General features: G+C 68.3%; 17 protein-coding genes. 15 read left to right on the top strand and 2 right to left on the bottom strand.

Translation table 11 applies throughout. The features are described 5' to 3' along the window. Positions 1-131: 131 nt before the first annotated feature. Positions 132-557, bottom strand: a complete 426-nt coding sequence (locus tag ACIQFZ_RS36760; protein WP_402693255.1) for a DUF2848 family protein — start codon at positions 555-557, stop codon at positions 132-134. A gap of 753 nt (positions 558-1,310) precedes the next feature. Continuing rightward, positions 1,311-1,748, bottom strand: coding sequence for a cupin domain-containing protein (locus ACIQFZ_RS36755; RefSeq protein ID WP_402693254.1), 438 nt, complete (start codon positions 1,746-1,748; stop codon positions 1,311-1,313). 1,120 nt (positions 1,749-2,868) lie between these two features. Here ACIQFZ_RS36755 and ACIQFZ_RS36750 point away from each other — a divergent pair. From ACIQFZ_RS36750 to ACIQFZ_RS36680, 15 genes are all read left to right on the top strand, one after another. Further along, complete coding sequence (locus tag ACIQFZ_RS36750) at positions 2,869-3,738, top strand: hypothetical protein (protein WP_402693253.1); 870 nt, start codon at positions 2,869-2,871, stop codon at positions 3,736-3,738. A gap of 257 nt (positions 3,739-3,995) precedes the next feature. Continuing rightward, positions 3,996-4,751, top strand: a complete 756-nt coding sequence (locus ACIQFZ_RS36745) for a helix-turn-helix domain-containing protein (RefSeq protein ID WP_402693252.1) — start codon at positions 3,996-3,998, stop codon at positions 4,749-4,751. Between the two features lie 304 nt (positions 4,752-5,055). Beyond that, positions 5,056-5,568, top strand: coding sequence for a methylated-DNA--[protein]-cysteine S-methyltransferase (locus tag ACIQFZ_RS36740; protein ID WP_402693251.1), 513 nt, complete (start codon positions 5,056-5,058; stop codon positions 5,566-5,568). A gap of 49 nt (positions 5,569-5,617) precedes the next feature. Continuing rightward, on the top strand, positions 5,618-6,109 hold the full coding sequence (locus ACIQFZ_RS36735) for an RNA polymerase sigma factor (RefSeq protein WP_376607598.1): 492 nt from the start codon (positions 5,618-5,620) through the stop codon (positions 6,107-6,109). Between the two features lie 5 nt (positions 6,110-6,114). After that, positions 6,115-6,723: a methylated-DNA--[protein]-cysteine S-methyltransferase gene (locus ACIQFZ_RS36730; protein WP_402693267.1), complete on the top strand. Its 609-nt coding sequence runs from the start codon at positions 6,115-6,117 to the stop codon at positions 6,721-6,723. Next, positions 6,720-7,460 (top strand): 2OG-Fe(II) oxygenase, encoded by a 741-nt coding sequence (locus ACIQFZ_RS36725; protein ID WP_376654592.1) that lies wholly within the window; start codon positions 6,720-6,722, stop codon positions 7,458-7,460. Before ACIQFZ_RS36730 ends, ACIQFZ_RS36725 begins: the two co-directional genes overlap by 4 nt. Continuing rightward, positions 7,457-7,747, top strand: coding sequence for an Ada metal-binding domain-containing protein (locus ACIQFZ_RS36720; protein WP_383061529.1), 291 nt, complete (start codon positions 7,457-7,459; stop codon positions 7,745-7,747). The genes ACIQFZ_RS36725 and ACIQFZ_RS36720 overlap by 4 nt, the downstream gene beginning before the upstream one ends. After that, positions 7,735-8,259, top strand: coding sequence for a hypothetical protein (locus tag ACIQFZ_RS36715; protein ID WP_376406789.1), 525 nt, complete (start codon positions 7,735-7,737; stop codon positions 8,257-8,259). The genes ACIQFZ_RS36720 and ACIQFZ_RS36715 overlap by 13 nt, the downstream gene beginning before the upstream one ends. Further along, positions 8,256-8,927 (top strand): alpha-ketoglutarate-dependent dioxygenase AlkB, encoded by a 672-nt coding sequence (locus ACIQFZ_RS36710; RefSeq protein WP_376654594.1) that lies wholly within the window; start codon positions 8,256-8,258, stop codon positions 8,925-8,927. The genes ACIQFZ_RS36715 and ACIQFZ_RS36710 overlap by 4 nt, the downstream gene beginning before the upstream one ends. 4 nt (positions 8,928-8,931) lie before the next feature. Further along, positions 8,932-9,558, top strand: a complete 627-nt coding sequence (locus ACIQFZ_RS36705) for a DNA-3-methyladenine glycosylase I (RefSeq protein ID WP_376654595.1) — start codon at positions 8,932-8,934, stop codon at positions 9,556-9,558. Then, a complete protein-coding gene (locus tag ACIQFZ_RS36700; RefSeq protein WP_402693250.1) occupies positions 9,555-9,800 on the top strand; it encodes a hypothetical protein in 246 nt (81 codons plus the stop codon). Before ACIQFZ_RS36705 ends, ACIQFZ_RS36700 begins: the two co-directional genes overlap by 4 nt. After that, the gene (locus ACIQFZ_RS36695; protein WP_402693266.1) at positions 9,801-10,427 is read left to right on the top strand and encodes a DNA-3-methyladenine glycosylase family protein; all 627 of its coding nucleotides are present in this window, start codon (positions 9,801-9,803) and stop codon (positions 10,425-10,427) included. Between the two features lie 164 nt (positions 10,428-10,591). Continuing rightward, complete coding sequence (locus ACIQFZ_RS36690; RefSeq protein WP_383061532.1) at positions 10,592-11,065, top strand: hypothetical protein; 474 nt, start codon at positions 10,592-10,594, stop codon at positions 11,063-11,065. 325 nt (positions 11,066-11,390) lie between these two features. After that, the gene (locus tag ACIQFZ_RS36685) at positions 11,391-11,840 is read left to right on the top strand and encodes an ester cyclase (protein WP_402693249.1); all 450 of its coding nucleotides are present in this window, start codon (positions 11,391-11,393) and stop codon (positions 11,838-11,840) included. A 487-nt stretch (positions 11,841-12,327) separates the two neighbouring features. Further along, positions 12,328-13,605, top strand: a complete 1,278-nt coding sequence (locus tag ACIQFZ_RS36680; RefSeq protein WP_402693248.1) for an IS701 family transposase — start codon at positions 12,328-12,330, stop codon at positions 13,603-13,605. The last annotated feature ends 17 nt before the right edge of the window (positions 13,606-13,622 follow it).

Raw genomic sequence — 13,622 nt, 5'->3', positions numbered from 1 at the left:
AGCTGCTGCGCTTCGCCCACCTCGCGCTACGCGGCCTACATCTGATCGCCTCCCCCCGACACCGGACAGCACCGGCACCCCGACCTGATCCGGCTGAGCGCCGACATCCGCACATGCTCTGCCAGCCTGGCTCAGGGGCCAGTTGACGTGTGCGGCGGGGCCGAACGACGACCCCGACGCCACCCAGGGAAGCTGGGACAGGCGGCCTTGGAGGCGTGGATGTCGAAGCGCTCGAGCTTCCGGTAGGTGTGGTCGGAGCCGACGGTGAGGTAGTAGCGGCCGTTGGCTCGGATAAGGACGGGCTCGACCTCGCCAGACGTGGCGGTGCCGTCGACCTCGATCTCATGGTTGGTGCTCAGCAGGTTGGCGTCGAGCTCGTAGAACGCCGGGATTTTATCGGGCTCCGGTACGCCGATGGCCGCAAGCTCCTCGATGTGGTGGCGGACGGCCGTCAGGTCACGGCCGGTGTAGCCGGCAACCACCAGATGCGTCGGCGCGACGGTCACCTCATCGCCGGCCTCTGTCCGGAACCTGAGCTGAGTGAGTGCGGTGGTCATGAGAGGACCGTCCCTCCTGCAGCCCTCACGGGGAGGGTTGCGACCTCGCGGTCACAGCGGGTGCGCGCTCTGTGGCTCACGCCGAGCGATGGCTGGCCTGCGTTATGGTGGCATCGCCGGGTCGAGGCCCTCTGACCGGCTTCAGGAACACGCCCCGTCGAGGGCTGATTTATGAGCTTCCGGCGGACGTCCTCCACCGAGTGGTGCTCCTTCATATGCGGGCGGGGAGTGCAACGTAGCACCCCGCAGCCGGATCGGGGCGGCGACGAAGCACAGCTCGGTTACCTTGTCCCGGGACAGCTCCTCAAGGTTCACCAGCTCGATCATCGGCACACCTGCCTCGGCGAGGAAGTGGCAGTGACCCGGCAGCCAGTTGTCCTCGTGCTGGGACGGCCCGACCTCGACGCACTCCTGGTCGGCCGCGACGGCGATGACCTCCTGCTCGGCCAGCCGCTAGCTGACCCCGCACGACCGGATCTGGCGTTCCTGACCGCCACCTGGACCGAGCACACGGCAGCCCTCGGCATCGGATGCGTTCAGGTGCCCGGCCGCTGTCTCCCGCTCGCCGCCCCCCGCCCTGGTGCGCCTATGAACCCAGCCCACCGCTTCCGTGCACTCGGTCAGACCTCGCCGACGACAATGCAGTGACCGGTTTACGAATGGCGGCGTCACCGCGCCCGGGGGGGGGCAGACCTGGGGCCGTATCAGGCAACATTTGCCCTGTTGTGAAGTGACGCGTGTCGATCTCGCGGGTCAGCCTTCGGAGGGACGCGGGGCGCGCAGGTGCGCCCGTTCCCTCAGCTCCTCCTCGTCGACCACCGTGAGCATCGGCTGACCCGGCGCGCACACCATGGTCACCACGAACTTGGTCGATGCGTCCGACAGGGCGTTGCCGTCCTGGTAGTGGATCACGTCACCGCCTGGCTCCCAGAACGTCCCACCGGCCTCGACCACACGCTCCGGCTCGCCCTCAAGCTCGAACCGGACCGCGCCCTCCGTGACGTAGCCGAACGACGGGCCCGAGTGGCGATGCGGAGGGAGACCGGGGTGACCGGGAGGCCACTCGACGAGAATGGTCATTCCCGAACCACCTTCGGGAAAGAAGGGCGGAGTGACTTCCTGCAGCAACTTGACTTCGGGCGGCAAGGAGACCTCGTTGGCGGTCCCGTGCTCTGGGTTCTTCTCTGACATGCACCACACCTCCGTAAGCCTGCCCGGAATGGACGATCTTGCGTCGGCCAAGCATTCCGCAGGTGTACCGACCCACTCGTTCGGCGGTGACCAAGTTCGCCGGTTCCTGGCTCACACAACTCGCTTCGCAATGAGGACAAGCCACAGCCCGTATCCGTGACAGGCGGTGTGCCTTCTGCCTGGCCCGAACGGTCTCGAGACCACCCTGCCTTCCGTCGGCAACCGCCACAATCCGGGAGCCAGCGGCATCGAGACCGCATCGCACCATGCCATCGACAGGCATCTCGTGCCGTATCACGCAACGTTTCCTCTGTTCTGATGTGACGCGCCGCTGGGTGCTGGTGCAGGCGGTGCGTCACCATGAGTCTGTCCGGGTGGCAGAGCCGCGCCCAGCTCGACACCGTCGCCGACATGCTGGGACGACAGTTCCCCAAGGTCCAGGCCATGCTCCTGGAGGCCCATGAGTGGTGACAAAGCGCTCGATGCCGTGCAGGCGGCGCCTGGACGGGTCGCTGGGGGAGCGTAAAGATGCCCGTGCCGTCGTTGTCGCCCGTGAGCAGGTCCTTCTCCACGCCGAGGCAGCCGTTGAGCGGGCGAGGTCCACTTCCCTGTCCCTCGACGGTATGGAGGAGAGCCCGCCCCGGCGCACCCCGTCGCGCAGCGGGTGTCCCAGCCCCGGACCCTGACGGTCGAGGTGTGCATTGATGGCGATGAACACGATGCCGCGGTCGGCGCCGTCGTCGTCCAGGGCGCCGGCCGGCAGAGGCGGCCCGTAGCTCGTGCTCCGCCGAATCAGGCGGTGGAGGTCGACGTCACCGATGATCTCCGAGTCACGCGGATTGGCACGCCTGGCGTGGGCGCCATGGGAGCAGACCGCGCCATGCGGATCACATGAGCGGCCGATTTCGGCGCTGACCTGGGCGAACGGCCGGGGCGCAGCCTCGCCGGGTTCCGTTGCTTTCACCGTGATTCCCCGCTGCTCCCCGCTCGCTCTGGTGCGCTTGTGGTGCGGCAGCGGTGCTGTGTCAGAAAGGGGCAGTGTCAGTGAGCAGCTTTGACCGCCGGTTCGATGGCTGCAGCGTGAGTCAGGATGTCAGTGGCGTGATGTTCACTGAGTCCCATGGAGGATTCGGAAGTCGCTGCCGCCATCTGGAAGATCATCGACTCGTCCGTCGTGGGCGGATCACCGGTCATTCTTGAGGCGCCGGGGGGCACCAGTCTGAGGGAACTGCTTGCCGAAGTGGGCCGGTGGGCAGGCAGGCCCCGCAACCTCGCCGCGGACGGCTTCACCGACCCGTCACTCACTGAGCGCACTGGACTGCCGCTCGTCGAGCCGTTCGGGGACGAGCTGCTCGAGATGCGGGGCTGGGCCTACAAGGCTCACTGGATCGGTTGCGGCAGCGTCGGCACCTCACACCGGGAGCGTGTGGTCGTGGTGATTGCCCAGCGTGAGGACCCTGCGGTCGCCGGGTTCCCTGAGGGTGCCTCCTGGGCCGAGAAGCTGCGCATCCTCACCGGCTGGGAACCGGTGCCGCAGCCGGCCGTCGACTGGCCTGCCGTCGAGGCCGATCTGGGCACCCCGCTGCCGAGGGATTACAAGGAGATCGTCGACCTCTTCGGTCCGGGCGGCTTCGACGACTACGTCGACCTCCTTGTCCCCGGAGCCCTGGGCATGGACCTCGTGGTGTGGGCCAAGAGCGATGGCGATGCCACCGACCTGTGGGAGCCCCATGCCGGCTACCCGGCACCGGGGGGTCTCCTGAGATGGGGAGCGTCAGAGCAAGAGCTCGACTTCGTCTGGCAGACCAGGACGGCCGATCCGGACGACTGGCCCATCCTCGTGGGCGACTTCGGCGACTGGGAGCGATTCGACTGCGGTCTGGGCGAGTTCCTCTTCCGCATGCTCACAGATGTGCAGTACGGGTTCCCCACAAGCCACCTGCACGCTCACTTCTTTCAAAGGCACGATCTCCGATCCGTTGAGGGATGACTCAGCCGCAGCACTCCCCGTGCAGGCATGCCGCGCTCTCAGCTTGGGAAGCTAAGGGCATCTGGGGCTGGCTCCGAGGCTGACCTGCGGCCGATCGGTGTCAGCGCCTGGTGCGAGGTCGGCTGATTCCCCGGTGTTCCCCGTGGTTCCCCGCACGATCTGGCACGGCTCTGGCACGACCTCTTCGTCCCGAACCATGGGCACGGTGGTCTCGGCAACGGGTGAATCATTTCACCCGTTGACGACAGAAGGTGCCCGTGCCCCATCCGTGTCGTGCCGGGAACCACGGTGGCGAGCGGGCGCGGCGCAGCGCAACGGCCCCTGACCGATTCGCCTCGGAGTTCCGGGCACGGCACGCCCAGATAGGCCCCGGGGACAACCCGCAGGCCACCGTATTCCTGTGCGGCGCCTACCCGTTCTCCGGCGATGTCGGCGGCGGACTGCTCGACGCACTGCCCCAGGTCATGACCCTCTCGGCGGCCGACGACGACCCCCCGCGGGACGTGATCACTTTGCTCTCCCGCGAACTGGTCCGGAACGAACTCGCCCAGCAGATCGTCCTGGACCGCCTTCTGGACCTGCTCCTCGTCCTGGCCATCCGCAGCGACTTCCGCCGCAGCGCGACCGCACCGCGCTGGTACCGGGCATCCGCGGACCCGCGGCTGGGTGCCGCGCTGGAGGCCATGCACGAGAACGTGGCGCACCCGTGGACGGTCCCCGAACTCGCCGCGATCAGCGGCCTGTCCCGCGCCGCCTTCACTCGGGCGTTCCGGGACGCACTCGGCCAGGCCCCCATGCAGTACCTGACCGAATGGCGCATGACCCTCGCCCGCGACCACCTGCGTGCCGACGATCTCAGCCTGGCCCAGATCGCCGACGCCGTCGGCTACGGCTCGCCCTTCGCGTTCGCCGCAGCCTTCCGCCGACATCACGGAGAACCACCCGGAACCTGGCGGCAGAGGGAACGAACGACCGCAAAGGCGCGACTGCTGACCACGCACCCTGGCTCGTGAGCAGTGTTCGACCCAGTTTGCCGGGCGGCAGGACTCCGCCGTCCGCCGCGGCTATTCCATAGGTGGTCGCTCTGCGTATTCAGCTGTGGGGCCCGGTCGCCGAGCCGATCCGGCGGCCGTTGCTGCCGGGCCGGACTGTGGTCTCCGGCTCGACCGGTCGGATATATCGGTTGCTCCGTCCCGCGCTCGCGTTCTGCCAGGGCCTCTGTCATGCGTCCTGGCAGGGTGATCGGCGATGGCTCCACATGAGATCTCACGTTCTGCGGGCGGCGTCCGTCTACCGGGTGAGAGAGGGGAGACGTGGATGAGCACCCGACACGTCGTGATCGAGACGTACCTGGGGCCGATCACGATCGTCGCCAGGGACGAGGCGATCACCGGCCTGTACTTCAGGCACCATGTCCGCCGGCCTTCGCAGGAGGCGTTCGGGCCCGAGGTCGGCGACTCGACGGACTCGCTGCTGAACGAAGCGGTCCGTCAGCTGTGCGATTACCTGGCGGGGCGGCGCAGGAACTTCGATCTTCCGCTCGAGGCCGAGGGTAACTCGTTCCAACATGCCGTCTGGGACATCGTGAAGAGCATCCAGTGCGGGGACACGACCACCTACGGCCGTATCGCCGAGCAGGTCGGAGACCGCGGTCTCGCGCAGAAGGTCGGGCAGGCCGTGGGTGCGAACCCGCTGTGCATCTTCGTCCCGTGCCACCGAGTCGTCGGTGCCAGCGGGGCCCTGACCGGGTACGCCGGCGGGATGAAGCGCAAGCAGGCGCTGCTGGAGCTCGAGGAGCCGCCCGCGGGCGACGCCGGACGGTTGTTCTGACCGGGAAACTCACGTTTGCCGCCGCACGTACGTCTTCAATGGGATGGACATGAAACAACCGTTCGAGAGTGTGGTGGCGCAGCACGGCGCGACCGTGCTGCGCGTCTGCCGGGTCGTCCTCGGCCCGCACGATGCGGACGACGCGTGGTCGGAGACCTTCCTGGCCGCCATGCGCGCCTATCCCGATCTGCCGGAGACGGCGAACGTGGAGGCGTGGCTGGTGACGATCGCGCACCGCAAGGCGATCGACGTGCTGCGCGCCGCGAAGAGGAGCCCCCTGCCGGTCGACGAAGTACCGGAAGCGCCGGCAGGGCAGGGCGTCCCGGACCCCGAGGCCGCCGGTTTGTGGGCCACGGTGAAGGAACTGCCCAGCAAGCAACGCCAGGCCATCGCCTACCGGTATGTGGCGGGGCTGACCTACGCCGAGATCTCGGAGATCCTCGGCGGCACCGTCGAGGCGGCCCGAAGAGCCGCCGCGGACGGGCTCAAGAATCTCAGGAAACATTATCCGGGCGCGATCACGAAAGGAGCATCGTCGTGAGCGACATGCGCAACGATGACGACATGGCCGTCCTGCTGTCGACAGCCGTGGACGCCGACACTCTCAGTCGCCTCCACCGCCGTCTGGAGCAGGCCGCAGAGCAAGCCGACCTGATCGATGTCGCTTACACGACCATCGACTCGCCCGTCGGCAAGCTGCTGCTCGCCGCCACCCCGAAGGGGCTGGTCCGTGTGGCGTACGCGGGCGAGGACCACGACCGGGTCCTGGAAGCCCTCGGCCAGAAGCTCGGCCCGCGCATCCTGCGCGCCCCCAAGCGACTGGATGAGGCGGTTCGCGAGATCGACGAGTACTTCGCCAGGCGCCGCCAGGTCTTCGACCTGACGCTGGACCTGTCGCTGTCGCGCGGATTCCGGCGCCTGGTGCAGACGCATCTGCCCGAGATCGAGTACGGCCAGACCCGTAGCTACCGCGACATGGCCGAGCTCGTCGGCAACCCCAAGGCCGTCCGGGCGGTGGGCACCGCCTGCGCGACCAACCCGCTGCCGATCGTCGTCCCGTGCCACCGCGTGCTGCGCACCGACGGCACCCTCGGCGGCTACATCGGTGGGCTCGAGGCCAAGACCACTCTGCTGGACCTGGAGGCTGCGGCATGAGCACCACGACAGCGACCGGGCAGAAGACGGACCGGTGGCGCCGCCGCGTCGAGTCCGGCGACTGGGAGGCGATCACCGCGGAGGTCAACGAGTACGGCGGCGCGTTGCTGCCGCAGCTGCTGACCTCCGAGGAGACCGCGGAGATCAGGAAGCTGTACGAGCAGGACGGCCTGTTCCGCAGCACCGTCGACATGGGCCGCCACCGCTTCGGCGAAGGCCAGTACCGGTACTTCAACACGCCGTACCCGGAGCCGGTCGAACGGCTCAAGCAGGCGCTGTACCCGAGGCTGCTGCCCATCGCCCGCGACTGGTGGACCAAGCTGGGCAGGCCCGCGCCGTGGCCGGACTCGTTCGACGAGTGGCTGCAGATGTGCCACGACACCGGCCAGACGAAGTCCACGGCGATCCTGCTCCGCTACCGGGAGAAGGACTGGAACGCCCTGCACCGCGACCTGTACGGCGACCTCGTGTTCCCGCTGCAGGTCGTGATCAACCTCAACGAGCCCGGTGTGGACCACACGGGCGGCGAGTTCCTGCTCCTGGAACAGCGCCCGCGCGCTCAGTCCCGGGGCACGTCCACGCTGCTGCCGCACGGTCACGGATACCTGTTCACCACTCGCGACCGGCCCGTCAGGTCCGCCCGCGGATGGTCCGCCGCGCCGGTTCGCCACGGCGTGTCCGCCATCCGGTCCGGCGAACGTCACACCCTTGCCCTCGTCTTCCACGACGCCGCATGAGCGACGCGATGAACACCTACACCCTCCTGGGGGCCGACGGCCGGTCCTACCGGTCGCCGGTCAAGGGAGAGTGGGGCGGCCACCGTGGCTCGAAGATCTACGGACGGCTCGACTGCCCCGCCGCCCTGCACGCCATCGCCCGCGGCGGCTACGTGAAGCACCGGGTCTTCTTCGCCGACGAGGCCACCGCGGTCGCCGCCGGGTTCCGGCCCTGCGCCGCCTGCTGCAAGGACCGCTACCAGCGGTGGAAGACAGCCCGAGAGAACGGCCGACCATGGACCCCCTGACCAGCCCCTTGCTGAAGAGGCCGGCGAGCTACGACGCGGACCTGACGGCCACGGCCGCCGAGGTCGCGGCCATCGTCCGCCTGGCTCGCGAACGCCGCGCCCACACCGTCGTGATCGGCTCCGGCCGCACCCCGCACGCGCTTGAGACCTCACGCCTGATCGAATCGGCCTGGGACCACGCGGGAGGCACCACCCTCGTCACGATCACCTGGCCCGAGACCGGGGCCTCCTGGCTGCGCCACGCGTCACGGTTCGCCGATGCCAACCCCGACCTGTGGGTGATGACCGGCCCGGCGACCGGCTGGGCTCAGATGACCCGGCGGCTGCTGTGGTCGACGCCGTGGCGCCCCGAACGCACCCTGGCGAACGCCGCGATCGGTGACCCGCGCACGCTCGCACTCGTCGGCCTGATCAACCTGAACGGCCTGGCCGGCGCGACCGCCCACGGCACCACCTGGCTCGTCGAGGACGACACCCTCCAGCACCCCACCCGCACGGAGGACCGGCCATGACAGCGCTGTTCACTCCACAACTCCCCGAGCGCGACGCGCAGGAGATCACCCCGGGCGCCACCCATGTCCCGAACTGGCTGACCCTGGAACAGCAGCAGTGGATCGCACACCGGTTCCACGAGTGGGCGCGAGGCCCCGTCCCCCTGCGCGCCGCAACGGTCCGCGGACACCAGATGTCCGTGCGTACCGTATGCCTGGGCTGGCACTGGCAGCCGTACCGGTACACGAGAGCGGCCACCGACGTGAACGGAGCCCGTGCCCTTCCGTTCCCCGACTGGATGATCCGACTGGGGCGCCATGCCCTTCAGGCCACCGGACACGACACGGCCACGACCGGCTCGTACACGCCGGACACCGCGCTGGTGAACTACTACGACACCAACGCCCGACTGGGGATGCATCAGGACAAGGACGAGGAATCTCGCGCCCCGGTCGTGTCGCTGTCCATCGGCGACACTTGCACGTTCCGCTTCGGCAACACCGAAAGCCGCACAAAGCCCTACTCGGACCTGCTGCTGGCCTCCGGTGACCTCTTCGTCTTCGGCGGACCCGCCCGCCTCGCCTTCCACGGTGTCACCAAGGTGCATGCTGACACCGCCCCCGCAGGGTGCGGCATCAGCAGTGGCCGGATCAACATCACGATGCGTATGACAGGGCTCGACGGGTGATCGCGTGACACAGGAAGCCAGCCACACCACTACCGCCGACCCCGGCGTCGTCGTCGGAGAGGACGGACTCGCCCGGCCCGCATGGGCGGCCGTCGACCCCCTGCTGCGTGACTACTACGACTCCGAATGGGGCATGCGGGTCACCGACGAACGCGGCGTCTTCGAGCGCGTCAGTCTCGAAGGCTTCCAGGCGGGTCTGTCCTGGGCGACGATCCTGCGCAAACGACCCGCGTTCCGTGCGGCGTTCGACGACTTCGATCCGGACGTGATCGTCGCGTACACCGAGACCGACGTCGAACGGCTGATGGGCGACGCCGGCATCGTGCGCAACCGGCAGAAGATCCAGGCGGCCATTACCAACGCCCGCGCCACCATCAGGCTGCGCGAGGACATGGGCCTGGCCCGCCTGGTGTGGTCCTTCCGGCCCGAGACCACCCCCCGCCCCCGGACCTTCGCGGAGATCCCCACGAAGTCCGCCGAGTCCATCGCGCTGTCGAAGGAACTGCGACGGCGCGGCTTCGCCTTCGTCGGTCCGACCACCATGTACGCGCTCATGGAGGCGATCGGCATCGTCGACACCCACCTGCTGGACTCGCACCGGCGCGGCAGCTCCGGAGTCTGGACATCGTGACCCTGCTCCGCCTCTTCCCCCAGGGCCCCACCGACTGTGGGACCGCGCTGCGGATGCTGGCCGCCCACGCGATCCCAGGAGCTGAAGAAGCAGACGTCGCGGGCCGCACCCACACCAGACTCCTGCACCACGCAGGGGCGCCTGTACGAGTGACGGTGACCTTCGCCGAGGACCAGGTCACCGTCGACCTGCCCGACGAGATCCCCGACCCCGACGGCCTGGCGGTGCCGATTCGTCGCTGACTGGACCTCGACTCCGACACCGCACGGATCGCCGACGCCCTCGCCACCGACCCGCTGATCCGCCCGCTGGTCGAGCACCGGCCCGGCATCCGGCTCATCGGCTACCCCGACGAGTTCGAAGCGGTCATCGCGACGGTCGTCGGCCAGCAGGTCTCGCTCGCCGCGGCCCGCACCTTCATGGGCAGGCTCGTCGCCGCCTACGGAACGCCGGCAGGCGGGCTGAAGACTCTCCCCGCACCACGAGAGCTCGCGGCGATCCCCGACGCGGAACTACAGGCGGCCGTCGGCCTCACCCGCGCACGGACCCGCACCCTTCGGGCCGTCGCCCAGAGGTGGGCGGACGGATTCACCCTCGCGCACCTCACCGCCAACGAGGCACGCCGAGCCCTGCTCGAACTCCCCGGCATCGGCCCCTGGACCACGGACTACCTCACCGTGCGCGCACGGCAGCACCCCGACACCTTCGCCCCCGGCGACCTGGTCGCCCGCAGGGCACTCGGATCCGTCACCGCCGACCAGGCCCGGACCACCGCCGAGCGGTGGGCGCCATGGCGCTCCTACGCGCTCATGCACCTGTGGGCAAACGCCGCCTACGCACCGCCCGGGAAGGAAAGGACGCGCGCCTGAAGCCAGATCCGGATCTCACACTCCTGCGCGAACCGACGTCTTCCTTATGCCGGGAGGCAACCTCCCGGCGCCGCTGACCCAAGTCAGCTCAGCGTGTCCGTGGCCGTCACGCGCCCGACGGCCAGGGGCACCGCTGCAACAAAAGGCGTGCAGGAGGAAAACGAATGGCCGATCGACAGGGCAAGACATACGACCTGACCGATTTCGACGCCTCCAAATTTAGGGCGGAGAGGCGGCGCGCGACCGCTGCCACCTACTCCTTCCCGAACCTCTCGGAGGAAAGATCCCGGTCGGCCCAGCTCGGCAGGGCGGTCGGAGATCTTCTCCAGTCCGCCATGTTCTTCGGTGGAATCGACGTGCTGCCCTTCACGATCCGCGACGAAAGTCTCGTCGTCGTAGCGCGCCAGGGCAACGAAATGGTCGGCATCTCGGTCATCGACCCGACCGGCGATATCGCTCGTGATGTCGTGACGTGGATGGAACCTACCCAGGAGACGTGGGTGGCGCACGTGCTCAAGATCGAGCTTCTGCGCAACGCCCGCGCTGCAGGCATCGACCGCGTGATCGTCCAAAGCGGTACAACGACAGAGGCCATCTACGAGGCCCTCGGCCTGCACTCCAGCGAGGCAGCCGCCTGACCGGAGGCATCAAGACCCCTCGCCGTGCAGTCTTCGACCCCGCCCCTCTCATCACCGGCCAGCCCGCCGGCCTTGCCACGGCCGGCCCACGAAGGCGCCACGGCCGCCCCGCGACCGCCATGAATGCCCATCCCGGCATGACCCCGCAGAGCCTGCAGCAGTGCGCCCTGAACTCTCCGAAAAGACTCGCACGCACATACCACTAGCCCTTCAGTTCGATCCCATAAATCTCCATCTCCGATCTCACGTTTCGGATCCGGCGAACGTCTTCGGAATGTCATAACGCCGATGGCGAATCGGTGACAACAACAGAAAGGACAGACCCATGTCGCTCGAAGAGAACAAGGCCATCGTCGGCCGGTGGTTCACCGAGTTCTGGGGCAACCCCTTCAACCCCGGCATCATCGACGAACTCGCCGCCCCGGACATCCGGTTCGAGTACTCGCTGCACAGGCCCATGCGCGGCCGGGACGAGGTGCGCGCCTTCGCGACCAACTTCCGCACCGCGTTCCCGGACCTCAACTTCTGGGGCACCGCGGACCTCATCGCCGAGGGCGACTACGTCGTCGGACAGTGGGAGGGCGGCGGCACACACACCGGGCCGATCGTCTTCGACGACCTGCCCATCGGCTCCGCGCCGGCAGCGTCCGGCAAGACGCTCCGCTTCACCGGCAAGACGGTGATCAAGGTCCAGGACGGCCTCATCGTCGAAGAGCTCGGACTCGACGACGGCGTGAAGGTCCTCCAGCAGCTCGGCATCATCCCGACCGCCTGAGCCTGAGCGCCAGCAGCGAGCCGGAGGGGCCTTGCTCTGTACGGCAGACCCCTCCGGCAGTTCCAAGATGCCAGCCGGGGGCGTGAAGAACGTGATGCCGCACGCCCTCGGGGTTCACCCGGATCAGCTTGGCAGTGAAAGCCCCCTCGCCCCCGAACGCGATCGCGTTGGCAACTCGCCACCGAACACTCCGGCGAAGGGGGCCGGTCCAAGAGCAACAGCTCAACCCGTCTCCACTGCACGACCGAGAAGAAGTGCCACGCTAAAGACTGTCCCGTATAAGGGTGTGAGCTGGGGGTTTGCCTGACGGTATGGCGGCTGCTGACCACGCACCCCGGCTCGTGAACGGTGTTCGGCCCAGCTCGCCGGGCGGTAGGACCCCGCCGTCCGACCGCAGCAGCATGGAAGCGCGGACTTCCGACCGTGACTGTTTCATAGTAGGGCTCCGTTAGGTCTTCTCGGCCCTGTTTGGGGCATGTTGGACGTTGTGGACGCACATGAAGTGAACCGTGCTCGGGCGAAGTTGACGTTATTCGTAGCGGATGTCTTCGCATCGGTGCCACGCAAGGATCAGCGGGCGAAGGGTGACTGCTACCTGCGAGGGCTGATGCTGGATGGGCGGCGCAAGTCGATCCAGCCGATGGCGGAGCGACTGCCGGACGGCAACGAGCAGAACCTGCAGCAGTTCGTGAACCAGTCGACCTGGGATCCGATGCCGGTGCTCCGGCGCATCGCGGAGCGCATGGTGCCGCTGATCGGCCCAGATGCCTGGGTGGTCGATGACGTGTCGTTCCCCAAGGACGGGAAGATGTCGGTGGCGGTCGCGCGCCAGTACTGCGGGGCGTTGGGCAAGCAGGCCAACTGCCAGGTCGCGGTCAGCGTGCATGCGGTCTCCGATGCCGCGTCCTGTCCGCTGCAGTGGCGGTTGTTCGTCCCCCAGGAGTGGGTCGACGATCCGGGACGGCGGTGCAAGACCGGAATTCCACCGGAGGTAGGGCACCGGGAGAAGTGGCGCCTGGCCTTGGACAGCATCGATGAACTGGCCGGGTGGGGCATGGTCCCGCCGGTGCTGGTGGCCGACGCCGGCTATGGGCAGAACGCCGACTTCCGCGACGGCCTGGACAGCCGGGGCATCGGCTATGTCGTCGCCATCCGCTCGGATGTGACCGTCCACCCGCACGACGCCGAGCCGGTCACGCCGCCCTGGTCGGGCAACGGCCGCAAGCCGCAGCCCCGCTACCGGGACAAGCCCTCCCCGGTGGCCGCGCTGGCGGCCGGCCGGGGACGGCAGGCCTTCACCGAGGTGACCTGGCGGGAAGGCTCCCGCGGACCGGTGCGCTCACGCTTTTTGGCCCTGCGGCTGCGGCCGGCCGGGATCCGATCCCGCCGCCTGGCCCGGGCCACCGCCACCGCGCGGGAGGGCTGCTGGAACGGTGTCCTGCCCGAGGTCACGCTGCTGGTCGAATGGCCCGAAGACGCCGAAGCACCCACCGACTACTGGCTGTCCAACCTGCCCGCCGCCACCTCGATGGCTGAACTGGTCCGCCTGGCCAAGATCCGCTGGCGCATCGAGCACGATTACCGGGAACTCAAGCACGGCCTGGGCCTGGACCACTTCGAGGGCCGCTCCTGGACCGGGTGGCACCACCACGTCACCCTGGTCACCGCCGCCCACGCGTTCCTCACGGAACAGCGCCTGATCCCAAAAGCCGATACAGCGGACTCACCCTCTACCAGATCCTCGACACCATCCAAGACCTGCTGAACTGCTGGACCGGCACC

The organism is Streptomyces sp. NPDC093064 (assembly GCF_044754605.1).
Taxonomy (GTDB): Bacteria; Actinomycetota; Actinomycetes; order Streptomycetales; family Streptomycetaceae; genus Streptomyces.
Note: the sequence above shows the minus strand (reverse complement) of the source record. Positions and strands in the feature narration are given on the sequence as shown.

Coding starts and splice junctions, on each gene's coding strand:
- ACIQFZ_RS36760 (WP_402693255.1), bottom strand. CDS start 557: ATGACCACCGCACTCACTCAGCTCAGGTTCCGGACAGAGGCCGGCGAT.
- ACIQFZ_RS36755 (WP_402693254.1), bottom strand. CDS start 1,748: ATGTCAGAGAAGAACCCAGAGCACGGGACCGCCAACGAGGTCTCCTTG.
- ACIQFZ_RS36750 (WP_402693253.1), top strand. CDS start 2,869: ATGGAGGATTCGGAAGTCGCTGCCGCCATCTGGAAGATCATCGACTCG.
- ACIQFZ_RS36740 (WP_402693251.1), top strand. CDS start 5,056: ATGAGCACCCGACACGTCGTGATCGAGACGTACCTGGGGCCGATCACG.
- ACIQFZ_RS36735 (WP_376607598.1), top strand. CDS start 5,618: ATGAAACAACCGTTCGAGAGTGTGGTGGCGCAGCACGGCGCGACCGTG.
- ACIQFZ_RS36730 (WP_402693267.1), top strand. CDS start 6,115: ATGCGCAACGATGACGACATGGCCGTCCTGCTGTCGACAGCCGTGGAC.
- ACIQFZ_RS36725 (WP_376654592.1), top strand. CDS start 6,720: ATGAGCACCACGACAGCGACCGGGCAGAAGACGGACCGGTGGCGCCGC.
- ACIQFZ_RS36720 (WP_383061529.1), top strand. CDS start 7,457: ATGAGCGACGCGATGAACACCTACACCCTCCTGGGGGCCGACGGCCGG.
- ACIQFZ_RS36715 (WP_376406789.1), top strand. CDS start 7,735: ATGGACCCCCTGACCAGCCCCTTGCTGAAGAGGCCGGCGAGCTACGAC.
- ACIQFZ_RS36710 (WP_376654594.1), top strand. CDS start 8,256: ATGACAGCGCTGTTCACTCCACAACTCCCCGAGCGCGACGCGCAGGAG.
- ACIQFZ_RS36690 (WP_383061532.1), top strand. CDS start 10,592: ATGGCCGATCGACAGGGCAAGACATACGACCTGACCGATTTCGACGCC.
- ACIQFZ_RS36685 (WP_402693249.1), top strand. CDS start 11,391: ATGTCGCTCGAAGAGAACAAGGCCATCGTCGGCCGGTGGTTCACCGAG.